Here is a 23,020-nt window from a genome sequence, read left to right as displayed (position 1 = left end):
AGTCACTTCCGGTCATCCATGTCACAAGCCCGCCACCTGAGCGTTCGATAGAGAGGTTCCGCCATGGCCGCCCGTCTGGCCGTCATCGCCGCAGGAGGCACCGGGGGCCACATGTTCCCGGCCCAGGCCCTGGCCGAGGCCCTGACCCGTCGCGGCTGGCGCATCGTGCTGGCCACCGACGAGCGCGGCGCGATGTATGCCGACAAGTTCCCGGCCGACGTCCGCCTGACCCTGTCGGCAGCCACCGCCAAGTCCAGCGACCCGATTGGCATGATCAAGGCCGGCTTCGCCGTCCTGCAGGGCGTGCTGCAGGCCGGCGCCGCCTTCAAGCGGATGGACCCGGCCGTCGTCGTCGGCTTCGGCGGCTATCCCAGCCTGCCCAGCCTGATGGCCGCCTTGAGCCAGAAGCGCCCGACCGTCATCCACGAACAGAACGCCGTGCTCGGCCGGGTGAACCGTTTTCTCGCGCCCAGGGTCACCGAGGTCGCCTGCGCCTTCCCGACCCTGGAAAAGGCCACTCCCAAGGTGAAGGCCCGGGCCCGCGTCGTCGGCAATCCGGTGCGACCCGAGATCAGCGCCCTCTACGACCAGGCCTATGCACCGCCCGCCGACGGCCAGCCGATCAAGATCCTCGTCACCGGCGGCAGCCAGGGCGCCCGCCTGCTCAGCGAGCTGGTGCCGGAAGCCATCCTGCGTCTGCCCGAAGAGACCCGCCTGCGCCTCGAGGTCCAGCAGCAGACCCGCAAGGAGTCGATGGACATCGCCCGCTCGACCTACCTCAATGCCATGGTCAAGGCCGAGGTCGCGCCCTTCTTCCGCGACATGGCCGGCCGCCTGGGCGCCGCCCACCTGGTCATTGGCCGGGCCGGGGCCTCGACGGTCTGTGAGCTGGCCGTGGCCGGCAAACCCTCGATCCTCATCCCCCTGAAGATCGCCACCGACAACCACCAGCGCTTCAACGCCAAGCTGCTCGAAGACGCCAACGCCGCCGCCGTCTGCCTGGAAGAGGAACTGACGGTCGACAGCCTGGCCGGCGCCCTCAAGGCCCTGCTCAAGGACCCCGCCTGGCTCGCCCGCATGGCCGCCGGCGCCCATGGGGTGGCCAAGCCCGACGCCGCCGAGGACCTCGCCGACCTCGTCGAACGCACTGCCAACCGCTGATGACAGTGCGGCTGGCTCCTTTCGACCCGGCCGTTCACGCGGACCTCGTCACGCCCCTGGCCCAGCTCTGGCTCGAAAGCTGGCGTTCGACCGGGACGGCCAACGAGGAAGTGGTGCTGGTCGAAGACCTCGCCGTCCGCGTCCGCGAGGAGACCGCCACGGTCTGGGAGGTCACCCTGGCCTTCCAGGATGACGCTCTCGCCGGCTTCATGGCCCTGCGTCCGCACGACAACTGCCTGGACCAACTGTTCATGGCCCCGACCGCCAAGGGCCAGGGCGTCGGCAGCAAACTGATGGAATTGGCCAAACAGCGCCTGCCAGACGGCATGTGGCTTCGCACTGCCGAAGCCAATCACGCCGCCCGCGCCTTCTATGAAAGGCGCGGCTTCCACCATTACGACACCGACCAGCACCCGACGCTGAACTACACCCGCGTCTTCTACCGTTGGCCCTGAGCGCCATCGGTCGGCGGCGCCGCTTATCGAAGCGCCATCCATTATACCGCGCGGCGTTCGACCTACAAAAGAAGGCGGCGCCGTTCGGGCGCCGGCGAAAACTGGCCGAAACCCTTGCCCCGTGGGCTTTCGCGTAGGGTGGGCCTGCGAGGCTGTAGCCCGGGGCGTAGGCTGTTGCGTGGCCCAAGCGCAGGATTTGTAGGTCGAAACCGCTCCGTGGCGACCTACGACGATGGCCAGGTGAATTGCCGCAAGGCGTCAAACGGCCGAAAACGCCGCGGATCGACATGAATATGTCTAGACATATTTGTTAAGCCATTGAAAATAATCTATATTTCATGCATCGGGCGCTCGCCTCCGGACCGTCCCGCGTCAATCGGCATCGCCCGTCGGGATCCATCGCCGGCCGGCGACGACCGCCGCATCGACGCCACGGATATCGGCGACGCCAAGCGGGGACGCGCCCTCGCACACCACCCTGGCCGCCTCGTCCTCGATGCCGCCCGGCGCGATCTTTGCCATTTCACCGCCGCCGCCGGTCACCGGCCCTTCGATCCCGTCAGCCCGCACGCTGGCGAACCCCATGCCCCGCGCCGTCCAGCCTGAGCAGTCCACCTCGAACCAGCGCCAGCCGCCGACATAGGCGACGCCGCCGGCCGTGAATCCGGTCTCCGTCACCTGCAGGACGCGAAACTTCGCCCTCGTCCCGGTCCGCTCGATGCTGTCCAGATCGGTGAACATGGCGAAGGCGCCCAGCTGGGTCGGCCGCAGGGTCGGCGCGTCGGCCGCCACCGCTCCGCCGGCCACCAGCACCGCCGCCAACGCGAAGCCATTCCCCCACGGCGCCAAATCCTCTAATCCGCGTCTCATGATCGCCCGTCGCCGCCCCGTCCCGTTCGAACTCGGTCCCGTCCACTTCATCGGTATCGGCGGTATCGGCATGAGCGGCATCGCCGAGATCATGATCCGCATCGGCTACACCGTGCAGGGCTCCGACATGAAGCCCAGCGCCAATACCGAGCGCCTGGAACAGCTGGGCGCCCGGATCTTCATCGGCCATGCGGCCGAGCATGTCGAGGGCGCCTCGGCGATCGTCTATTCGACGGCGGTTAAGGCCGACAATCCCGAGATCGTCGCCGGCCGCGAGCGCCGTCTGCCGCTGGTGCGCAGGGCCGAGATGCTGGCCGAGCTGATGCGGCTGCAGTTCTCGGTCGGGGTGGCCGGCACCCACGGCAAGACCACCACCACCTCGATGGTCGCCGCCCTGCTCGACGCGGGCGGGCTGGATCCGACGGTGGTCAACGGCGGCATCATCAACGCCTATGGCACCAATGCGAAGGTCGGGGAGGGCGAGTGGATCGTCGTCGAGGCCGACGAAAGCGACGGCACCTTCCTCAAGCTCAAGTCGACCTGCGCCATCGTCACCAACATCGACCCCGAGCACCTCGACCACTACGGCGACTTCGACACGGCCCGCAAAGCCTTCAAGGACTTCGTCGAGAACATCCCCTTCTACGGCTTCGCCGCCGTCTGCCTCGACCATCCCGAGGTCCAGGCCCTGGCCGCCAAGGTCGAGAACCGGCGGCTGATAACCTACGGCGTCAACCCGCAGGCGGAAGTCCGCGCCCTGAACGTCAGCATGGGGCCGGAAGGGGCGAAGTTCGACGTGCAGTTCACCGCCCTCGACGGCGAGCGCCGCGTGCTGGAGGGCCTGGCCCTGCCGATGGCCGGCGACCACAACGTCGCCAACGCCCTTGCCGCCATTACCGTGGCCCGCGAGCTGGGGGTCGATGACGCCTCGATCAAGAAGGGCCTGGCCGGCTTTGGCGGCGTCAAGCGGCGCTTTACCACCACGGGCGTCGTGAACGGCATCCGCATCGTTGACGACTACGGCCACCACCCGGTGGAGATTTCGTCGGTGCTCAAGGCGGCCCGCTCGATGACTCCCGATGGCCGGGTCATCGCCGTGGTGCAGCCGCACCGCTTCACCCGCCTGCGCGACCTGATGGCCGAGTTCTCCGCCTGCTTCAACGACGCCGACACCGTCATCGTCGCCGATGTCTATACGGCCGGCGAGGCGCCCATCGAGGGCGTCGATCGCGATCACCTGATCGAGGGGATGAAGCGTTTCGGCCACCGTCGGGCGCTGCCGCTGAACAGCCCCGCCGACCTGCCGGCGATGATCGCCGAGGAAGCCCGGTCCGGCGACCTGGTCGTCTTTTTAGGGGCGGGGGACATCACCAGCTGGGCTTATGCCTTGCCGGGACAACTCGAGGCGCGAGGGTGACCCCCACCGCGTTTCTCCGCGACATCGAGGCCGAATGCCGTCGCCGCCGGATTCCGACCAAGCACCTGCCGCAGATCGACAAGGGCCGGGGGCTGAGCACCGGCTACTGGCTGGACGTGCACGAGCACCCGACCCAGCGTTTCGAGATGTTCCACTGGGACAGGAACGTCCGCACCCCGGTGTTCGAAACCTATGACCCCGCCGAGGCCGAGCGCCTGATCCTCTGGCACGCCGACACCGCCGCCCGTAAGGCCAATCCATGACCGACCTCCCGCAAGTGCGCGGCAAGCTGCTGCGCGAAGAAGCCCTTGCGCCCTTCACCTGGTTCCGCGTCGGCGGTCCGGCCGAGGTGCTGTTCCTTCCGGCCGACGAGGAGGACCTGTCGGACTTCCTGCGCGAGCTGCCGGCCGAAACGCCGGTGACGGTGCTGGGCGTCGGCTCGAACGTCATCGTCCGGGACGGCGGCGTGCCGGGCGTGGTCATCCGCCTGGCCGGCAAGCACTTCGCCGAAGTCGTCATCGATGAGGAAGACAACCAGATCATCGCCGGGGCCGGGGCGCTCGACGCCGCCGTCGCCCGCGCCGCCGCCAATGCGGGGCTGGCGGGGCTGGAGTTCTACGCCGGCATCCCGGGCACCATCGGCGGCGCCCTGACCATGAACGCCGGCTGCTACGGGGCCGAAACCAAGGACGTGCTGGTCAGCGCCTGGGGCTACGACCGGTCGGGCGACATGCGCGTCTTCGAACTGGCCGACTTCGGCTACACTTACCGGCACAGCCAGGTTCCCGAGGACATCATCTGGATCCAGGCGATTTTTCAGGGCCGCAGCGACGATCCGGCGGCCGTGAAGGCGCGGATGGCGGAGATCACCTCGCGGCGCGAGACCACCCAGCCGATCCGCGAAAAGACCGGCGGCTCGACGTTCAAGAACCCCGAGGGGCATTCGTCGTGGAAGCTGGTCGATGAGGCCGGCTGGCGCGGCAAGATGCACGGCGGGGCGAAGTTCTCGGAGCTGCACAGCAACTTCATGATCAACACCGGCGAGGCGACCGCCGCCGACCTCGAAGGGCTGGGCGAGGCGGTGCGGGCCGACGTGAAGGCCAGGACGGGCGTGCAGCTGGATTGGGAAATCAAGCGGATCGGGCGGCCGTAGTGCGGGCGGCCGCCGTTCCCGCCTTCACCCACCCCCACTGCTATCGTCATCCTAGGCCTTGTGCCTAGGATCCCGGGTTCGGCCGCGACAAGCCCTACCGTTGAGGCGCGGCCGCGCCTCCACCCCGCCGTGAGAGCCAAGCGGACAGCGGGATCCTAGGCACAAGGCCTAGGATGACGATAGCGGGGGAGGGGGCGGGGCCGGGCCCGGGGGAGCCGACGGCCAGTCGTCGAACTGGGGCGGGACGGGTGTCCAGTTCATCCTCTGATCATACAGGTCATCCCAGTGTGGATTGTCGCGTTCGATCAGGTTGATCTTCCACTCCCTCGGCCAACGCTTGATCGACTTTTCCCGCTGGATCGCCTCCGTGATCAGGGCTCGACGCTCGTACCAAACCAGCCGCTTCAAACCGTACCGCTTGGTGAAACCTTCGACTTCACCTTCACGGTGTTGCCAGGCGCGAAACCACAGTCGGCTGGTCACTCCGGTATACAGCGTCCCGCGATGCCGGTCGGTCATGATGTAGACGGCAATGAACGTCCTGTGGCTCGCCATGAGAACAATGTTCTACAATTGTTCTCGTTCGTCAACGCTCACCCCAGCATCTTGCCGCTGTCCACCACGGGGCAGCTTACCGTCGGCCTGGCGATCAGCACCCCTGCCGCCAGCACGGTGTCACCAACTGCACGCACCCTTCACTTGACTCGTCGCGCGTGGTGTCGCACCCGGCCAGCATGCGCAAACAGCTCCTCGCCTTCACGGCCGGCTTCGCCCTTCTCGCCAGCAGCCTGCCCGCGGCGGCCCAAAGTCCCGCCATCGCCCAGACCCGGCGACAGCCGACCTACGAGACGGCCGCCGCCCTGCGCGACAAGGCCCTGACCGACACCACGGCCTGGGACCTGACCGAGTCCCTGACCACCGAGATCGGCCCGCGGCTGGTCGGCTCGCCCGGCATGGAGCGGGCCAAGGACTGGGCGGTGAAGACCTTCGAGCGCCTGGGCTTCAGCAACATCAAGGTCGAGGAATTCGCCAAGCCCAGCTGGACGCGCGGCGCGGAGTCGGCGGTCATCGTCGCCCCCTACGACTGGTCGATCGCCATGGTCGGCCTCGGCGGTTCGGTTTCCACCCCGACCAAGGGCATCGAGGCCGAGATCGTCGTCTTCAAGGCCTATGCCGACCTGCTGGCCGCCCCGGAAGGTTCGCTGAAGGGCAAGATCGCCGTCGTCACCGCCCCGATGGTGCGGACCATGGACGGCTCGGGCTACGGCGCCGCCGGCATCGCCCGGCGCGCGGGCCCGTCGGAAGCGGCAAAGCGCGGCGCGGTGGCCTATCTCGTTCGCTCGATCTCGACCTCGGATCTGCGCAGCCCCCACACCGGCGGCACTTCCTATGTCGAAGGCGTCGCCAAGATACCCGCCGCCGCCATCGGCGTGCCGGACGCCGAACTGCTGGAGCGGCTGGCGGCCAAGGGGCCGGTGAAGATCAAGCTCAACATGGCCTCGAGCGTGGATGAGAAGGACGTCGCCTGGAATATCTCCGGCGACATCGTCGGGTCTTCGAAGCCGGACGAGGTGCTGGTCATCGGCGGTCACCTCGACAGCTGGGATGTCGGCACCGGGGCCATCGACGACGCCTCGGGGATCGGCATCACCACCGCCGCCGCCAAACTGATCGGCGATCTCCCCAGACACCCGGCCCGCACCATCCGCGTCGTCATGTGGGGCAGCGAGGAGCGTGGCGGCTCCAGCGAGGCCTATGCCGCCACCCACGAGGCGGCGCTGGGCCAGTTCATCGTCGCCGGCGAGAGCGATCTGGGGGCCGACGCGATCTACAAGATCGCCCTGCCCAAGGGCGCGGTGGCCGACCCGCGCATGGCCGACCTGCCGGCCCTGATGGCCCCGCTGAAGGTCATCGTCAGCCGCGAGCCGGCCGCCTTCGCCGGCTCCGACACCGAAGGGCTGCAGGCGGCCGGCGTGCCGGTCATGCAGCTGAGCCAGAGCGCCCTGCGCTACTTCGACCTGCACCACTCGCCGGACGACACCCTCGACAAGATCGACCCCCGGCAGATGCAGCAGAACGTCGCCGTCTGGGTCTCCATCCTGTGGCTGATCGCCGACAGCGACATCGACCTGCGCACGGTCGGGGCGCCCAAGTGAGCGGCAAGCTTGCCGGTCATCACGTCGCCGTCCTGCTGGGCGGGCTGTCGTCGGAGCGCGAGGTCAGCCTGGTCTCGGGCAAGGCCTGCGCCGACGCTCTCGAACGGCTGGGCGCCAGGGTCACCCGCGTCGATGCCGGCCGCGACCTGGCACAGGTCCTGGCCAACCTGAAGCCCGACGTCTGCTTCAACGCCCTGCATGGCGAATGGGGCGAGGACGGCTGTGTCCAGGGCATCCTGGAGACGCTGGCCATCCCCTATACCCACTGCGGCGTGCTGGCCTCCGCCCTGGCCATGGACAAGGCGAAAGCCAAGGCCGTGCTGGCGGCGGCCGGCGTCACCGTGCCCGGCGGCGGGCTGTTCAATCGCCACGACGTCGCCCGCGACCACGTCATCCCGCCGCCCTATGTGGTCAAGCCGAACGCCGAGGGCAGTTCGGTCGGAGTCTTCATCGTCATGGAGGGCGCCAACCGCCCGCCGCACGAGGTCGGCGTCGAATCCTGGACTCATGGCGAAGATGTGATGGTCGAGCCCTTCATCGCCGGTCTGGAGCTGGCGGTGGCGGTCATGGACGGGGTGGCCCAGGCGGTCACCGAGATCGTTCCGACCAGTGGCTTCTACGATTTCGAGGCCAAATACGGTGAGGGCGGGTCACAGCACCTGATCCCGGCCCGCATGCCGAAGGACGATTATGACAAGGCTTTGCGCCTCGCCGAGCGGGCTCATGCCGCGCTTGGTTGTCGCGGGGTTACCAGAAGTGATCTTCGTTATGACCCTGTTAAGCGTGATTTGGTTCTCTTGGAGGTCAATACACAACCTGGCATGACGCCCACCTCCCTCGCACCGGAGCAGGCGGCACACCAGGGCGTGTCATTTGATGACCTGGTGTTCTGGATCGTGGAGGACGCGTATGCCCGCGGCGGTGCGGGGGGGCGGACGCAAAATCGTCAACCCTCGGGGCAAAAGCCCCAGTAGTCCAAAGGCAAGACCGGCTGCGCCCAAGGGGGGGCAGGCGGCCATGAAGCTGCGCGCCGCGCGCGGCGTTGGATTGTCCCCCAAGATCGCGGTCGGCGCGGCCGGCGGCATCCTCGTTCTCGGCCTCGTGGTGGCGCTGGCCACCGGCCATCGCGGCGCCGACCTGGCCGATTCAATGACCCAGGCTTTGGCCACCCAGACCACGGGCATGGGCTTCACCGTTCAGGAAATCCACGTCGCCGGCGCCACGCCGGCCGGCGAGGAAGCCATTCGCGCCGTTCTGGCCCCGGCCAAGGGTCAGGCCATCCTCGGCCTCGATCTCGCCCTGGTGCGGGCGGGCGTCGAGAATGTCGGCTGGGTCGAGAAGGCCAAGGTGGTTCGCCTGCTGCCCAACACCCTGATGGTCGAGGTGAAGGAACGCGGCGCCCTGGCCGTCTGGCAGAAGAACGGCCGGCTGATGGTCATCGACGGCGCCGGCCGCACCATTCCGGAAGCCGACCCGGCCGCCTTCCCGCAGCTGCCGCTGGTGGTCGGGCAGGGGGCCGAGGCGGTCGCCGGCGATATCCTCAAGTCCGTGGCCAGCCGTCCACGCCTGAAGTCCCGCGTCGAGGCCCTGGTGCGGGTCGACGAGCGCCGCTGGGACATCCATCTGAAGGACGGTTCGATCATCCTGCTCCCCGCCGTCGACGAGGAGAGCGCCCTGATCGAGCTGGACCTGCTGGACCGCCGCGATGCGATCCTCGAGGCCGGCCTCGAGCGCATCGACCTGCGCGAGCCCGGCGCCCCCGCTTTTCGCCGTCGTCAGACGGCCCAGGTAGCCGCTCCTGTCGAAGGTGGCGTGTGATGATGTTCAAGGTGTCCCGCCCGTGCTGAAGACCGCGCAACGCAACGATGGCAAGGGTCGCAAGGCCCAGGATACGCTGAAGGCGGCGCTCAGCCGCCAGCCGCTGGTCGCCGCCGTCGACCTCGGGGCCAGCAAGGTCGCCTGCTTCGTCATGAAGCCCGAGGGCGTGCGCAAGGCCGACCGGACCCTCACCGCCGCCGGCGTCGGCTATGTGCAGTCGCGCGGCATCAAGGGCGCCGCCATCGCCAGCATGGACGACGCCGCCGAGGTCATCGCCCTGGCCGTCGAGCGCGCCGAGGGCGTCGCCGGCGCCGCGGTGCAGGCCGTCACCATCGCCACCGCCGGCGGTCAACTGGCCAGCTGCCGGGTGTCGGCGCGGGTCTCGCTCGGCGCCCGGCCGATCAGCGACAACGACTGCTCGCGCGCCCTGGCCGCCGCCCTGGCCGAAATCCGCCTGCCGGGCCGCAAGCCGATCCATCTGCTGCCCATCGCCTGGTCGGTCGACAACCAGAAGGGCGTTCGCGATCCGCGCGCCATGTTCGGCAAGAGCCTGGGCCTGGAGCTGCTGGTCGTCTCCATCGCCGAGAACACCTTCCAGACCCTCAGCCACTGCGTCGAGCGGGCCCACCTTGAGTTCGAGGGCGTGGTCGCCGCGCCGTTCGTCTCGGCCCTGGCCGCCCTCGAAGAGGACGAGATGGAACTGGGCTGCGTCTGCATCGACATGGGCGGCGGCTCGACCTCGGCGGCCGTGTTCGCCAACGGCAGCCTCGTGCACATCGACAGCCTGCCCGTCGGCGGCGAGCATGTGACCCAGGACATCGCCCGCGGCCTGTCGACCAGCCGGGCCGGCGCCGAGCGCATCAAGACCTTGCACGGGTCGGCCATCGCCTCGGCCAACGAGGACCGCGAGATGATCGAGGCCCCGCCGCGCGGCGACGACCCCGGCGCCGGCCCGGTCATCGCCCCCCGGTCGCTGCTGAAGGGCATCATCGCCCCGCGCGTCGAGGAAACCCTTGAGCTGCTGCGCGACCGGCTGAAGAACGCCGGCGTCATGATCGAGCCCGGCGCCAGCGTCATCCTGACCGGCGGCGCCAGCCAGCTGGCCGGGGTGCGCGAAGTCGCCGTCCGGGTCTTCGACCGTCCGGTTCGCCTGGGGCGTCCGCGCCGCGTGCCGCACCTGGCCGACGCCGTCACGGGACCGGCCTTCTGCGCCGCCGCCGGCATCCTGCACCGCGCCGCCTTCGGCCCGCGCGAGGCGGTGTCGGCCAAGCTGCTGGCCACCATCAAGAAGCCGCGCGTCCCGGTCGATCCCAACGCCAACGGCATCGTCAAGACGCTGAGCTGGCTGCGCGATAACCTCTAGGCCGCCAAGCATCGCCGCAAGTGAATCGGCCGCCCTTCACCGGGGCGGCCGATTTGCGTCGAGATGACTCAGTTCCGACTCAACTATCCCCGAAAACGCGAGGTAACCCACAACTGTTGACAGCTGCGACGAGCCGTCGCGATTCGCGCAAGCCCTTATGTCGTAACAAAAATCCTCAGTTCACGGCTGGCCAGCGGGCCGACTCACGGTAAGCGGATTAACTGCCGATTAACGATGCAGGTCGTCTAGTTAACGGGTCGTAAGGCATATCAGCGGGTGGGTCGCTGATGGCCGTGGCCAACGACTTCACAAGGACGCGGGGTCCAGACTATGAAGCTTTACGCTCCTCAAACCACCGAACTGAAGCCGCGTATCGTGGTGTTCGGAGTCGGCGGCGCCGGCGGCAATGCCGTCAACAACATGATCGAAGCCGGCCTCGAGGGCGTTGAGTTCGTTGTCGCGAACACCGACGCCCAGCAGCTGGCCTTCAGCAAGACGCCGCTGCGCATCCAGCTCGGCGTGCAGGTGACGCAGGGCCTCGGCGCCGGCGCCCACCCTGAAGTCGGCATGAGCGCCGCCGAAGAGAGCACCGTCGAGATCGGCGAGCACCTCGACGGCGCCCACATGGTCTTTATCACCGCCGGCATGGGCGGCGGCACCGGCACCGGCGCCGCGCCGATCATCGCCAAATGCGCCCGTGAGCGCGGTATCCTGACGGTGGGCGTGGTCACCAAGCCCTTCCACTTCGAGGGCCGCCACCGCATGCGCCTGGCCGACTCCGGCATCGCCGAGCTGCAACGCTACGTCGACACCTTGATCGTCATCCCGAACCAGAACCTGTTCCGGATCGCCAACGAGAAGACCACCTTCGCCGAAGCCTTCGGCATGGCCGATCAGGTGCTGCACTCGGGCGTCCGCTCGATCACCGACCTGATGGTTCTGCCCGGCCTGATCAACCTCGACTTCGCCGACGTCCGCACGGTGATGACCGAGATGGGCAAGGCGATGATGGGCACCGGTGAAGCCGCCGGCGAAGACCGCGCCCTGATGGCCGCCCAGAACGCCATCGCCAACCCGCTGCTCGACGAAGTGTCTCTGAAGGGCGCCAAGGCCGTGCTGGTCAACGTCACCGGCGGTCTGGACATGACCCTGCTGGAAGTCGACGAGGCCGCCAACGCCATCACCGAACAGGTGGACGCCGACGCCAACGTCATCTTCGGGGCCGCCTTCGATCCCTCGCTGGAAGGCGTCATCCGCGTCTCGGTGGTCGCCACCGGCATGGACGGGGCCTCGATGGCCGCCATCGAGCCCAGCCGCCAGCGCAACACCACCGCCAAGCCGCTGATCGCCGGCGACATGCGGGCCCCGGAGCCGGCCCCCGTCGCCCGTCCCGAGCCGGTCGTCGCCAGCATTCCGGAACCGGCCCAGCAGTACTGGAGCCAGCCGGCCGCGCCCGAGCCCGAAGCCATCCGTCCCGAGCCGGTGACCATCGCCGGTCCGGCCTTCGAACCGGAAACCGCGCCGAAGGCCGCCGACTATGGCCTGTTCGACGCGCCGGTCCGCCAGCCGGAGATCCGCACCGCCGCCGTCGCCCCGCCGCAGCAGCGCACGCTGATCGTCGATCCGCTGGTCGATGACGCGCCGGCCGAGGACTTCACCATCGACCCGCATTTCGAGCAACGCGAAGAGCGCAAGACCGGCTGGATGAGCCTGTTCGGCGGCCGCCGTCAGCCGTCGGCCTACGAACAGTCCCCGCCGCCCCAGGCCCGCGCGGCCTTCGGCGGCGGCGCCCGCCCGGCTCCGCAGCCGGTCGAGGACCTGCACCAGGAAGAGGAAGGGGACGATCTGGAGATCCCCTCCTTCCTCCGCCGTCTGGCCAACTAGCCAGCGACTCAGTCGAGACTGGAGAGGCCCCGGCGTTCGTCGGGGCCTTTTCCTTTGGAGCATGACGATGGAACCCCGCCTCGGCGTCGGCGCCTGTATCCTTCGGGACGGAAAGCTGTTGCTGTTCCGCCGCCTGCGGGCGCCCGACAGGGGCTGCTGGTCCATCCCGGGCGGCAAGATCGACTTCCTGGAGCCGATCGAGAACGCGCTGCGCCGCGAGGTGGCCGAGGAAACCGGGCTGCTGCTGGGCGAGCTGCGCCTGCTCTGCGTGACCGACCAAATCTATCCGGAGGCGCCCGAGCACTGGGTCGCGCCGACTTATCTGGCCGAGAGTTTCACCGGCGAGGCGGTCAATCTTGAGCCCCAGAAGCACGAGGGCATGGACTGGTTCGCCCTCGACGCCCTGCCGACGCCGCTGTCGATGGCCGTCAAGGCGACCCTGCCGGCCTTGAAGAAGGCGCTTGGCTGAGCCATTTTCGATGTTCGCGCGAGCGGTGAAAAGTCAACAAATTCAGCCTCTTCTCCGCGTAACAATTCGAAACAGCTCTTGCTTTGCTGCATTGCGAAGAGACGCCTACAAAGACGACGGGGCGTGATGCGGTCAGTTCGATCGCACAGCAGCAGTTCGAGGATCGGTCTTGTCCGTTTCGGCATACCATCAGCACACCGTCGGCGGCCCCGCGATCTTCGCGGGCCTGGGCCTGCATACCGGTGAGCATGTCCGCGTTTCGATCCGCCCCGCCGGGCCCGACGCCGGCATCACCTTCGTCCGCACCGATGTGCGCGACCGCGACAACGCCGTGCGCGTCTCGCCGGAAGCGGTGGTGAAGACCCAGCTGGGCACCGTCATCGGCAACGACGCCGGCGTCACCGTCTCGACCATCGAGCACCTGATGGCCGCCATGGCGGCGCTCTCGATCGACAACGCCGTCGTCGAACTCGACGGTCCGGAACTGCCGATCCTCGACGGCTCCGCGCAGCCCTTCATCGAAATCCTCGACCGGGTCGGCCGTCGCCGCCAGGAAGCGGCCCGCCGCTATATCGAGTTGCTGGATACCGTCGAAGTCGTCGAGGGCGACAAGCGCGCCAGCCTCAGCCCGTCCGAGCAGTTCGAAGTCGCCTTCGAGATCAAGTTCGACGCCGCCCCGATCGGTACGCAACGCGTCGATCTGGTCGTCGATGAAGAGTCCTTCCGCGAGGAACTGGCAGACTGCCGCACCTTCGGCTTCGTCCGCGAAGTGGAAGCTCTGCGCGCCATCGGCCTGGCCCGCGGCGGGTCGATTGACAACGCCGTTGTCCTGGATGGCGACCGCATCCTCAATCCGGAAGGCCTGCGCCGCCCTGACGAGTTCGTGCGTCACAAGGCGCTCGACGCGGTCGGCGACCTCTATGTTCTGGGCATGCCGATCCTGGGCCGTTTCGACGGCCTCTACGCCGGCCACGGCCTGAACAACCTGGTCGTCCGCGCCCTGATGGCCAACCCGGACGCCTGGCGCGTCCGCACCTGGACCCAGGAACTGGCCCAGGCGGTTTAATCCCTTCTCCCGCTTGCCGGGAGAAGGTGGCCCTCGGACTCGATCCGAGGGTCGGATGAGGGCAGCGCCGGCTTTTCAGATTGAAATATGTTCTGGCGCGACGGGCGCCGCCGCCTCGATTCCCTTGTCCTGAACCCCCGGCGCAGCCCTCATCCGACCCGCTGCGCGGGCCACCTTCTCCCGGCAAGCGGGAGAAGGGCGTTTCTTGTGAAAAACGCCACATTTGCGCCCGCCCTTGCGTGGTGTAGATACCTCTGCCAACGGCGCGGGGGCGCCCGCGTTGGAATTCGATTGTGAGGGTTCGTGCTGCCTCTTTCCTGGAGCCGTAAGGCCATCTTCGCCGCCGCCGTCGCGGGGGCCCTGGTCGTTACCGGCTGCGCGGGCCAAAAGCCCAAGCCGCGCCTGGCCTATATCGAGCGCCCCGTGGAGCTGCTCTACGCTACCGGCGCCGACCGCCTGGACGCCAGGCGCTGGGCCGACGCCATTTCCTACTTCGAGGAGGTGGAGCGTCAGCACCCCTATTCGGAATGGTCCCGCCGGGCGATTCTGATGACGGCCTACGCCAACTACCAGGCCAACAACTATGCCGACGCCATCGAGAACGCCGACCGGTTCATCAACCTGTACCCGGGCAACCCCTCGACGCCGTACGCCTACTACCTGAAGGCCATCTGCTACTTCGAACAGATCGTCGATGTCGGCCGCGACCAGGCCGCCACCGAACAGGCGCTCGTGGCCCTGCGCGACGTGCAGCTACGCTTTCCCAAGAGCGAGTACGCCGTCGACGCCACCTACAAGCTGGACATGGTCTACGACCAGTTGGCCGGCAAGGAGATGGAGGTCGGGCGCTGGTACCTGCGCGAGGGCCAGACCATCGCCGCCATCGGCCGCTTCCGCACGGTGATCGACAAGTACCAGACCACCAGCCATGCGCCGGAAGCCCTCTATCGCCTGATCGAGGCCTATCTGACCGTCGGCCTGGTCGGCGAGGCGCAGCGCACCGGCGCCATGCTGGGCTATAACTTCCGCGACGATCCCTGGTACGGCGAAGGCTACAGGCTGCTGACCGACAAGGGCCTGCAGCCTGCCGTCGCGCCGCTGACCCCGGGCGCCAAGCGCAGCATCCTTCAGCGCGTCACCGGGCTGGGCAAGAACAAGGGCCAGACGATCGCCCCGCCGGCCGAGACCAACGCCCCGGCGCCCTCCGCCTCGGCGCCCGGCGCGCCGGTCCAGACGCCCGAACCGCAGCCGCCGGTGACCCCGCCGGGCACGGAACCGCCGCCGCCGACGTCCGATCCGATCGCCGAGACGCCGACTCCGCCGACCCGCTAGGTGGTGTCGGCGAGGATGGGTTTGTTCTCGCCTTGTTCTCGTGATAAGGGTTTCGCCTGCTTCGCCGCGAGCGGGGCTTTGAGCGAACCCGATTCGAGACGAAGCTGACCGCATGCTGATCGGCCTCACCATTCGCGACGTCGTGCTTATCGAGCAGCTCGACCTCAATTTCGGACCAGGCCTGACCGCGCTCACGGGCGAGACCGGGGCCGGCAAGTCGATCATCCTCGACGCCCTGGGGCTGGCCACCGGAGCCCGCGCCGACGCCGGCCTGGTGCGGCGTGGTGCGGCGCAGGCGGCGGCGACCGCCATGTTCGCGCTGCCAGCCGATCATGCGGTCTGGGGCCTGCTCGAAGAGAAGGGCCTCGACTATTCGCCCTATGAGGATCTGGTGCTGCGTCGCCAGCTGTCGGCCGACGGCCGGTCCCGCGCCTTCGTCAACGACCAGGCGACCAGCGTCGCCACCCTCAAGGAGATCGGCGGGCTGCTGCTCGAGGTGCATGGCCAGCACGAGACGGTCGGCCTGCTCGACGCCCGCACCCACGGCCGCCTGCTCGACAACTTTGGCCAGGTTTCGGTGGAGGCCGTCACCGCCGCCTGGAGCGGTTGGCGGTCGGCGCGCGAGGCCCTGAAGGCCCTGCGCGAAAAGGCCGACCGGGCGGCCGCCGAGGTCGAGGAGATCACCCTGCGGCTGTCGGAGCTGGACCAGCTGGCCCCGCGCCTCGGGGAGGAGACGGAGCTGGCCGAGGAGCGGGCCCTGCTGGGCGCCGCCGAGAAGGCCCTGGCCGACATCTCCGCCGCCCGCGAGGCCATCGAGGCCGGCCAGATCGGCAGCCGCCTGGCGACAGCCTTCCGGGCCCTGGAGCGGGCCCGCGAGCGGGCGGTGCAGGCCGGCGCCGGCGATGGCGGCGCGGCCCTGACCCGGCTGACGGCGGCGCAGGAGATCATCGACCGGGCCGTCAACGAAGCGGAGGAGGCGGCCGCCGCCATCGACGCCGCCGCCGACGCCTTCGAACTGGATCCGCAACGCCTGGAACAGGCCGAGGAGCGATTGTTCGCCCTGCGCGCCATGGCCCGCAAGCTGTCCTGCGCGGTGGAAGACCTGCCCGATCTGCGGGTGAAGTTCGCCAAGGACCTGGCGGCCATCGAAAGCAACGCCGACGCCCTCAAGGAGGCCGAGGCGGCCGAGGACTGGGCTCGCGACGCCTACTTCACCGCCGCCCGCCGGCTGTCGGCCGAACGCCGCGCCGCCGGCGACCGCCTGGCCGCCGGGGTGATGGCTGAACTCGGCCCCCTGAAGCTGGAGAAGGCCCGCTTCCAGGTCGCCGTCGAGGAAATGGCCATTGAGCGCGCCGGGCCCCTGGGCCTCGACCGCGTCGCCTTCGAGATCAGCACCAACCCCGGCGCGCCGTTCGGACCGCTGGAGGCCATCGCCTCAGGCGGCGAGCTGGCCCGTTTCGCCCTGGCGCTGAAGGCGGCCCTGGCCGGCCGTGACGATGCCCAGCCGCTGATGATCTTCGACGAGGTCGATCAGGGGGTCGGCGGCGCCGTGGCCGACGCGGTCGGCCTGCGCCTCAAACGCCTGGCCGCCGGCGCCCAGGTGCTGGTGGTGACCCATAGCCCTCAGGTGGCCGCGCGCGGCGACGCCCACTGGCGCATTGCCAAGGCCGGCGATAGCGAAAAGACCCGCACCTCGGTCGAAACCCTGTCCCCCGACGCCCGCGAGGAAGAGATCGCCCGCATGCTGTCGGGCGCCGCGGTGACGCCGGAAGCCCGGGCGGCGGCGCGGGCGCTGATCAGCGCCTGACCTCCCTCCCCATTCGGGGAAGGAGGTCTCGCGCGGGGAAACCCGAGCGGCTAGAAACGAGTCATGATCCCCGTCGACGACCTGACCGAAGCCCAAGCCGTTGAAGAACTCACCCGGCTTGCCGATGAGATCACGCGGCATGACCTGGCCTATCATCGCGACGACGCCCCGACGATCAGCGACGCTGACTACGACGCCCTCAAGCGGCGCAACCTCGACATCGAGGACCGTTTTCCGCACCTGATCCGTGAGAATTCGCCGTCCACGCGGGTGGGCGCGCCGCGGGCCGAGCAGTTTTCGCCGGTGACGCACGGCACGCCGATGCTCAGCCTCGACAACGCCTTCTCCGACGAGGACGCGCTGGAGTTCGATGCGCGGATCCGGCGGTTCCTGAAGCTTGATGAGACGCCGATCCGCTACACGGCCGAGCCCAAGATCGACGGGCTGTCGGCTTCGATCCGCTATGAGAAGGGCGTCTTGGTCCAGGGGGCCACGCGCGGCGACGGGCGGGTCGGCGAGGACGTCACGGCCAACCTGCTGACCATCAGGGACATCCCGCACAAGCTGGCCGGGTCGGGCTGGCCCGAGGTGATCGAGGTGCGGGGCGAGGTCTATCTGGGCCATGCAGAGTTTGCTGCGCTCAACGCCGCCGCCACCGAGGCCGGCGACAAGACCTACGCCAACCCGCGCAACGCGGCGGCCGGCTCACTGCGCCAGATCGACAGCACGATCACGGCCAGGCGGCCGCTGAAGTTTTTCGCCTACGCCTGGGGCCTGCTCAGCGAGAAATTCGCCGACAGCCAGTGGGAGGCGCTGGAGAAGCTCAAGAGCTGGGGCTTCCAGACCACCCCGCAGTCGGTCTGCGTCGAGGGCGCCGAAGGGTTGCTGGCCGCCTACGCGGCCATGGAGGCGGCGCGGCCGAACCTCGGCTACGACATCGATGGCGTGGTCTACAAGGTCGACAACCTCGACTGGCAGCGGCGCCTGGGCTTCGTCTCCCGAGCCCCGCGCTGGGGCATCGCCCGCAAGTTCCCGGCCGAGCAGGCGCGGACGGTGCTGGAAGCCATCGACCTGCAGGTCGGCCGCACCGGGGCGGTGACGCCGGTGGCGCGGCTGAGGCCCGTGACGGTCGGCGGCGTCTCGGTGACCAACGCCACCCTGCACAACGCCGACGAGATCGCCCGCAAGGACCTGCGGGTCGGCGACACGGTGATCGTCCAGCGGGCCGGCGACGTCATCCCGCAGATCGTCGGAGCCATCCTCGAAGCGCGCCCGGAGGGGGCCGAGCCCTTCGCCTTCCCGGACCACTGCCCCTGTCCCCTGAAGACGCCGCTGGCCCGCGAGACCACGGCCAGCGGGGCCGAGACGGTGGTGCGGCGCTGCACCGGCGAGCTGGCCTGTCCGTTCCAGCGGATCGAGCACCTGAAGCACTTCGTCTCCCGACGGGCCTTCGACATCGAGGGCCTGGGGGAGAAGCAGCTGCAGGGCTTCTTCGACGACGGGATGATCCGGGAACCGGCCGACATCTTCCTGCTGGAAGAACGGGACAAGACCTCCCTCAAGAAGCTCAAGGACCGCGATCGGGCCGGGGAGACCAGTGTCGCCAACCTGCTGGCGGCCATCGAGAGCCGGCGGACCATTCCGCTGGACCGCTTCATCTATGGGCTGGGCATCCGTCACATCGGAGAACAGACGGCGCTGGTCATGGCCCGCGGCTATGGCAGCGCCGCCGAGTTCCTCAGCGCCATGGACAAGGTGGCGGCCCGCGACCCGGAGGCCATCGCCGAACTGGATGCGCTGGACCAGATCGGCGACGCGGTCATCGAGGCGGCGGCGGCCTTCTTCGCCGAGGATCACAACCGGGGCATGGTCCAGCGGCTGCATGACCAGCTGACCGTCCAGGACGCGGAGAAGCCGAAGACCGACACGGCGGTGGCCGGCAAGACTGTGGTCTTCACCGGCGCCCTTGAACGGATGACCCGCGACGAGGCCAAGGCCCAGGCCGAGGCGCTCGGGGCCAAGGTCTCGTCATCGGTGTCCAAGAAGACCGACCTCGTCGTCGCCGGACCCGGCGCCGGCTCCAAGCTGAAGACGGCGACCGAGCTGGGCATCCAGGTGATGACCGAGGACGAGTGGCTGGCGATGGTTAGCGCGTAACGCGCGGTCAGTAGTAGGCCTTCAGCATCAGGTCATAGGTCTTGCCGGCCTCGGTGGTGATCTTCAGCGTCGCCCCGGCCGGCTTGGTGCGCAGGGCGCCTAAGCCCGCCTCCTTCAGCGGCGCGCCGTCGATGGCGATGACGACTTCGCCCGCCGCCATGCCGGCCGCCTCGGCCGGGGAGCCGGGAGCGACCATCAGCACCTTGGCCTTGTCGGCGCCGGGCTGCATCCGCAGGCCGGTCAGGTCCCGGGGGAAGGGATTGGCGACGGCGGCGGTCGGCTGCAGGAACAGCCGGTCGTGGCTGAAGTCGGCGTACATCCGGAAGCGCGACAGGATCGGCAGGCCGATGTTGCCCAGGGTGCGGTTGCTTTCGGCGCTCTCGCCCCGGTCGTCGGTGAAGACGGTGGGGATGTCGCTGAAGGTGGCGCCGCCGAAGGTCAGGCTGTGGACCGTCGCCACCTGCTGTTCCCGCAGGCCGCCGACCGCGCCGGACAGGGTCTTCGACTTTGCCCGCCCGTCGGCCAGCAGGCCATTGGCCTTCCAGTAGGCGGAATAGACGATCAGCGGGCCGCCGTTGCCGATGTCGAAGTCGAACTGCACCGGCGGCCTGCCCTCGACCGAGACCGGCACGGAGCGGATGCCACCCGCCATGATCACCGGGGTCTCGATCGCGCCGGCCGGGGCCTGGAAGACCAGGGGGTCGTGGAAGGCGATGGTCTTGCCCTCGAAGTCGAGGTCGACGACCAGTTCGTTGAACACCTCCTTGCCGAGGACGACGGGCAACGGTCGCCCAATGAGCTTCTCGATGGCGGACAGATCGATGAGGGCGACCGTGATGTTCTTCAACTCCATCGCGCCGATGCGAATGGTGACGCCGCTGGCCAACTGGGCCTCTTGCCGCCCGCCGGTGCCGACGGCGACGACGGCGGCGCTGGGCCTGATGCCCATCTTTTCGGCCCAGGCCTTGTCGATGACGGTGGTCTCGGCGCCGCTGTCGAGCAGGACGTGGGTGGCCTGGCCGTTGACGGTGGCGGGGATGTAGATGCGCGAGCCCAGATAAAAGTCGAAGGCCAGCGGCTCGGTGCGTTTGGCGCCTTGGTCGAAGCCGTAGATGCGGACCGGGGCGGGCCTGGCCCAGGTGGCGTCGGCGAGCCGGGGGTTGAGGTCCATGCGGCTGAAGGTCAGGGCCTGTTCGAGCGGATCGTCGGCGGTGCGCTGGGTCTCCCTGAACGGCATGAGCACGCCCTCGACCTTTCGCCAGTCGGCGTAGCGGACCAAGGTGATGCGCTGGTCCTCCAGCTGGCGCTGGGCGACCAGTTCGCCGGTCCCGGGATCGATCAGCAGGTCGTAGCCGTCGGCGTCGCCGAAGCTGATGTGCAGGGCCTGGACCGTGCGGCCGTCGAGGGTTTCGGTCTGGCCGAGCGTGACCCGGGCCCCACCGGCCCCCTGCAGGGCGTCGTCGAAGGTCAGCAGGGCCCGGCGGCGGGCGGCGGCCTGCTCGGCGGCCGAGGGCGTCTCGATCTGGCCGCTGAGGGTGACGCTCCAGGCGGCGGCCGGGCCGACGTAGGTGTCGGTCTTCAGGCTGCCGAACTCGACGCGCTCGCGGATCCGGTCGCCGGCCTGCCAGCGGTGCGCGGGGCCGCCGTAGGCCCCGACCGCGCCGGTCCCCTCGGCCTCGACGCCGACGGCGCGCTGGAAGGCGGGGCCGCCGCGCCAGGCGATATAGCGGTCCTTGAGGTCGGAGAGCTCGTCGGCCCGGGCGGGGAGGGCGGCGAAGGCCAGGATGGCGGCCGCAGTGAAGGTTGAGAGGCGGATCATTCGGCTTCTCCGATGAGGTCGCGCAGGCCGGGCGGGCGCAGGGCCAGCAGCGAGAGGTGGGCGAGGGGATCGTGGGCGGGGGCGGCGCGCTGCAGGCGCAGCTCGGCGGAGAGGCCGCTGTGCTGCAGGCAGGCAAGGAAGGGACTGTCGCTGGCGACACCCTGGGTGAGGGTCTCGCCGCCGGGGGCGATGAGGGCGGTCAGCTGTTCGCGGGCGTCGGCGACGATGGTGATCTGTTGGCCGGGCCAGCGGCTGTTGACCAGTTCGGCCGAGGCGGACTGGACGGTGGTCAGGGTGGTGGCCGAGGGGGCGTAGATCAGTCCGGCGACGGTGACCCCCTGAGCGGCCGCCTGTTCGAGGGCGGCTTTCAATAGTTCGAAGGGTTCGGGGGAGAGGTCGAAGAGGATGGCCTCGCGGGCGGCGGCGATCATCGCCCGTGCGCGGGCGTAGGCCTGCTGGGGCGTGCGCAGGGCGTAGAGGCGGGCGTCGCCGGCGGCGGCGGGCAGGCGGCTCAGGGCGTCGAGGGCGGCGGCGCTCCGGCGGGCATGGGCGGCGTCGAGGGCGCTGACCAGCTCGGCGGGCGGGGCGGCGCGCCAGGTCTTGGCCTCGGCATCCTCGGTCAGCACCGCGCCCTTCTGGGAGAGGGCTTCGAGGGCCTGGTAGGTGTTGGCCGGGGCCTTGCCGATGGCCTTGGCCAGGCGGTAGCCGGTGGCCGGGCCGGAGCGGACCAGCTCGCAGTAGAGGCGGGCCTCGGTGTCGGTGAAGCCCAGGCCGGCGAGGGCTGCTTCGGGCGTGTCGTTGTTAGTAGTCATAACTACTACTAACGACACGGGCTCGTCCAAGGTCCAGTGAAACCTTGGTAATGCGGGTTCAGGCCGGTTGCGGTTTGGGCTTTCCGAGGTCGACCAGGGCCGCGACGCCGACGACCACCAGGAAGACGATGAGCGCGGTTCGGCCGTAGGCGACGGTGGAGCCGGTCGGCACGGTCAGGCCGGCGACGATCTGCAGCACGACGAGGAAGGCGATGAACAGCAGGGCCGGCCAGGGGGAGCGGGACCAGGCCCCGCGGCTCCACAGCCAGGCGCCGCCGGTCAGGGCGATGAGGCCCATCTCCAGGGTCTTCTCGGCGTCGGGATAGTCCCACCAGCCAAGGCCGACCTTGGGACCGCCCATCCACAGTTCGAGGTCCGGCCGGTGGACCAGGAAGTCGAGCGCCCAGTGGCTGAACACCACCAGGCCGACGGCGATACAGGCGCCCCAGGGCAGGCGCAGTAACCACTTGCAGAGGGCCAGGGCGGCGAGCGACCAGAGGACGGCGGCCGGCAGGCTGTGGGTCCAGGGCATGTGGTAGAGTTCGAGCGGGCTGCCCGGCAGATCGGGGTTGAAGCGGATCTTCTCGACGCCGGCCATCACCAGGCCGGCCCAGCCGATGTCGACGAGCTGGGCCCCGGCGACCAGGGTCCAGAGCGGGGCGCGAGGCTCGACGGCCTTGGCGGCCAGGGCGGCGGCGTAATGTCCGACAAACATGGCGTTGAGACCCCCCCGTGGCCGCGCCGCTATCGAAGCGGCGGGACCATTATACCGCAGATCGGCGAGGGAAGGTCAAAGATGGACCTCGGTTCCTTCTCCCGCTTGTCGGGAGAAGGTGGCCCCCGAAGGGGGTCGGATGAGGGCAGCGCCAGCTCTTGACGAGTGGCGCTTCAAAGATCAATGTTCTTGTTATGTTCACTATGCAGAACCAGATCAGGGCAAGGGTGATGCGGCAGGAGCCGACCTCGACTGAGGCTTGGCTGTGGAAGCACCTGCGAGGGCGGAAGCTGGCCGGCCTGAAGTTTCGGCGGCAGGTTCCTATTGCTGGGTATATCGCCGACTTCTTGTGTTTTGAGGTCAAGCTGATCGTCGAGGCCGACGGGCCGACGGGCCGACGCATGAGGACAGCGCCTACGATCGGGAGCGGGACGCACGTTTGCGGATCGCCGGGTATCGGGTGCTGCGGTTCAAGAATGCCGAGATCGGCAGCGATACCGCTAAGGTATTGGACACCATTCGGATGGCGGCGGGGCGATAGTCGGCCGGAGCCGGCGCTGCCCTCA

At 68.9% G+C, this 23,020-nt stretch carries 21 protein-coding genes and 1 pseudogene; 17 read left to right on the top strand and 5 right to left on the bottom strand.

Features of this window, described 5'->3' with window-relative positions; translation table 11 throughout:
- Positions 1-63: 63 nt before the first annotated feature.
- A complete protein-coding gene (murG, locus tag O5I81_RS14655) occupies positions 64-1,161 on the top strand; it encodes an undecaprenyldiphospho-muramoylpentapeptide beta-N-acetylglucosaminyltransferase (RefSeq protein WP_271065597.1) in 1,098 nt (365 codons plus the stop codon).
- Complete coding sequence (locus O5I81_RS14650) at positions 1,161-1,616, top strand: GNAT family N-acetyltransferase (RefSeq protein ID WP_271065596.1); 456 nt, start codon at positions 1,161-1,163, stop codon at positions 1,614-1,616. The genes murG and O5I81_RS14650 overlap by 1 nt, the downstream gene beginning before the upstream one ends.
- Before the next feature lie 372 nt (positions 1,617-1,988).
- On the opposite strand, the gene O5I81_RS14645 is transcribed toward O5I81_RS14650, so the two are convergent.
- On the bottom strand, positions 1,989-2,465 hold the full coding sequence (locus O5I81_RS14645; RefSeq protein ID WP_271065595.1) for a hypothetical protein: 477 nt from the start codon (positions 2,463-2,465) through the stop codon (positions 1,989-1,991).
- 19 nt (positions 2,466-2,484) lie between these two features.
- Between O5I81_RS14645 and murC the strand changes: the two genes are divergently transcribed.
- From murC to murB, 3 genes are read left to right on the top strand one after another with little or no spacing between them, the layout of a single operon-like run.
- Complete coding sequence (murC, locus tag O5I81_RS14640) at positions 2,485-3,903, top strand: UDP-N-acetylmuramate--L-alanine ligase (protein WP_271065594.1); 1,419 nt, start codon at positions 2,485-2,487, stop codon at positions 3,901-3,903.
- Positions 3,900-4,166 (top strand): hypothetical protein, encoded by a 267-nt coding sequence (locus O5I81_RS14635; protein WP_271065593.1) that lies wholly within the window; start codon positions 3,900-3,902, stop codon positions 4,164-4,166. Before murC ends, O5I81_RS14635 begins: the two co-directional genes overlap by 4 nt.
- Positions 4,163-5,056 (top strand): UDP-N-acetylmuramate dehydrogenase, encoded by an 894-nt coding sequence (gene murB / locus O5I81_RS14630; protein ID WP_271065592.1) that lies wholly within the window; start codon positions 4,163-4,165, stop codon positions 5,054-5,056. Before O5I81_RS14635 ends, murB begins: the two co-directional genes overlap by 4 nt.
- A gap of 168 nt (positions 5,057-5,224) precedes the next feature.
- Here the strand turns inward: murB and O5I81_RS14625 are convergent, their stop codons facing one another.
- The gene (locus O5I81_RS14625) at positions 5,225-5,611 is read right to left on the bottom strand and encodes a GIY-YIG nuclease family protein (RefSeq protein WP_271065591.1); all 387 of its coding nucleotides are present in this window, start codon (positions 5,609-5,611) and stop codon (positions 5,225-5,227) included.
- Between the two features lie 179 nt (positions 5,612-5,790).
- Here O5I81_RS14625 and O5I81_RS14620 point away from each other — a divergent pair, with 179 nt between their 5' ends.
- From O5I81_RS14620 to ligA, 10 genes are all read left to right on the top strand, one after another.
- Entirely contained in the window at positions 5,791-7,212 is a 1,422-nt protein-coding gene (locus O5I81_RS14620; RefSeq protein WP_271065590.1) for a M28 family peptidase, read from the top strand.
- Positions 7,209-8,186 carry a D-alanine--D-alanine ligase gene (locus tag O5I81_RS14615; RefSeq protein WP_271065589.1) on the top strand — a complete coding sequence of 326 codons (978 nt, stop codon included), beginning with the start codon at positions 7,209-7,211 and terminating at the stop codon, positions 8,184-8,186. Before O5I81_RS14620 ends, O5I81_RS14615 begins: the two co-directional genes overlap by 4 nt.
- Positions 8,187-8,229: 43 nt before the next feature.
- Positions 8,230-9,030, top strand: coding sequence for a cell division protein FtsQ/DivIB (locus tag O5I81_RS14610; RefSeq protein WP_271065588.1), 801 nt, complete (start codon positions 8,230-8,232; stop codon positions 9,028-9,030).
- Between the two features lie 25 nt (positions 9,031-9,055).
- Positions 9,056-10,393, top strand: coding sequence for a cell division protein FtsA (gene ftsA / locus O5I81_RS14605; protein ID WP_271069042.1), 1,338 nt, complete (start codon positions 9,056-9,058; stop codon positions 10,391-10,393).
- A gap of 330 nt (positions 10,394-10,723) precedes the next feature.
- Positions 10,724-12,277, top strand: coding sequence for a cell division protein FtsZ (gene ftsZ, locus O5I81_RS14600; RefSeq protein ID WP_271065587.1), 1,554 nt, complete (start codon positions 10,724-10,726; stop codon positions 12,275-12,277).
- Between the two features lie 67 nt (positions 12,278-12,344).
- Positions 12,345-12,746, top strand: a complete 402-nt coding sequence (locus tag O5I81_RS14595) for an NUDIX domain-containing protein (protein ID WP_271065586.1) — start codon at positions 12,345-12,347, stop codon at positions 12,744-12,746.
- 169 nt (positions 12,747-12,915) lie between these two features.
- On the top strand, positions 12,916-13,812 hold the full coding sequence (gene lpxC, locus O5I81_RS14590) for a UDP-3-O-acyl-N-acetylglucosamine deacetylase (RefSeq protein WP_271065585.1): 897 nt from the start codon (positions 12,916-12,918) through the stop codon (positions 13,810-13,812).
- A 306-nt stretch (positions 13,813-14,118) separates the two neighbouring features.
- A complete protein-coding gene (locus tag O5I81_RS14585) occupies positions 14,119-15,144 on the top strand; it encodes an outer membrane protein assembly factor BamD (protein ID WP_271069041.1) in 1,026 nt (341 codons plus the stop codon).
- A 112-nt stretch (positions 15,145-15,256) separates the two neighbouring features.
- Positions 15,257-16,951, top strand: a complete 1,695-nt coding sequence (recN, locus tag O5I81_RS14580) for a DNA repair protein RecN (RefSeq protein ID WP_271065584.1) — start codon at positions 15,257-15,259, stop codon at positions 16,949-16,951.
- Positions 16,952-17,014: 63 nt separating this feature from the next.
- Entirely contained in the window at positions 17,015-19,108 is a 2,094-nt protein-coding gene (ligA, locus tag O5I81_RS14575; protein WP_271065583.1) for an NAD-dependent DNA ligase LigA, read from the top strand.
- Positions 19,109-19,115: 7 nt separating this feature from the next.
- Here the strand turns inward: ligA and O5I81_RS14570 are convergent, their stop codons facing one another.
- The 3 genes from O5I81_RS14570 to O5I81_RS14560 are packed head-to-tail and all read right to left on the bottom strand — an operon-like array spanning position 19,116 to position 22,454.
- A complete protein-coding gene (locus tag O5I81_RS14570; RefSeq protein WP_271065582.1) occupies positions 19,116-20,927 on the bottom strand; it encodes a retropepsin-like aspartic protease in 1,812 nt (603 codons plus the stop codon).
- Complete coding sequence (locus O5I81_RS14565; RefSeq protein ID WP_271065581.1) at positions 20,924-21,739, bottom strand: helix-turn-helix domain-containing protein; 816 nt, start codon at positions 21,737-21,739, stop codon at positions 20,924-20,926. The genes O5I81_RS14570 and O5I81_RS14565 overlap by 4 nt, the downstream gene beginning before the upstream one ends.
- Before the next feature lie 58 nt (positions 21,740-21,797).
- A complete protein-coding gene (locus tag O5I81_RS14560) occupies positions 21,798-22,454 on the bottom strand; it encodes a hypothetical protein (protein WP_271065580.1) in 657 nt (218 codons plus the stop codon).
- A 194-nt stretch (positions 22,455-22,648) separates the two neighbouring features.
- On the opposite strand from O5I81_RS14560, the pseudogene O5I81_RS14555 reads away from it, so the two are divergent.
- Together O5I81_RS14555 and O5I81_RS14550 are read left to right on the top strand one after the other, a co-directional pair.
- Positions 22,649-22,786: pseudogene (locus O5I81_RS14555) on the top strand (DUF559 domain-containing protein); the annotation flags it as partial.
- Between the two features lie 107 nt (positions 22,787-22,893).
- Positions 22,894-22,995: a DUF559 domain-containing protein gene (locus O5I81_RS14550; protein ID WP_271065579.1), complete on the top strand. Its 102-nt coding sequence runs from the start codon at positions 22,894-22,896 to the stop codon at positions 22,993-22,995.
- The last annotated feature ends 25 nt before the right edge of the window (positions 22,996-23,020 follow it).

The organism is Caulobacter sp. NIBR1757, assembly GCF_027912495.1.
Lineage (GTDB): Bacteria > Pseudomonadota > Alphaproteobacteria > Caulobacterales > Caulobacteraceae > Caulobacter.
Note: the sequence above shows the minus strand (reverse complement) of the source record. Positions and strands in the feature narration are given on the sequence as shown.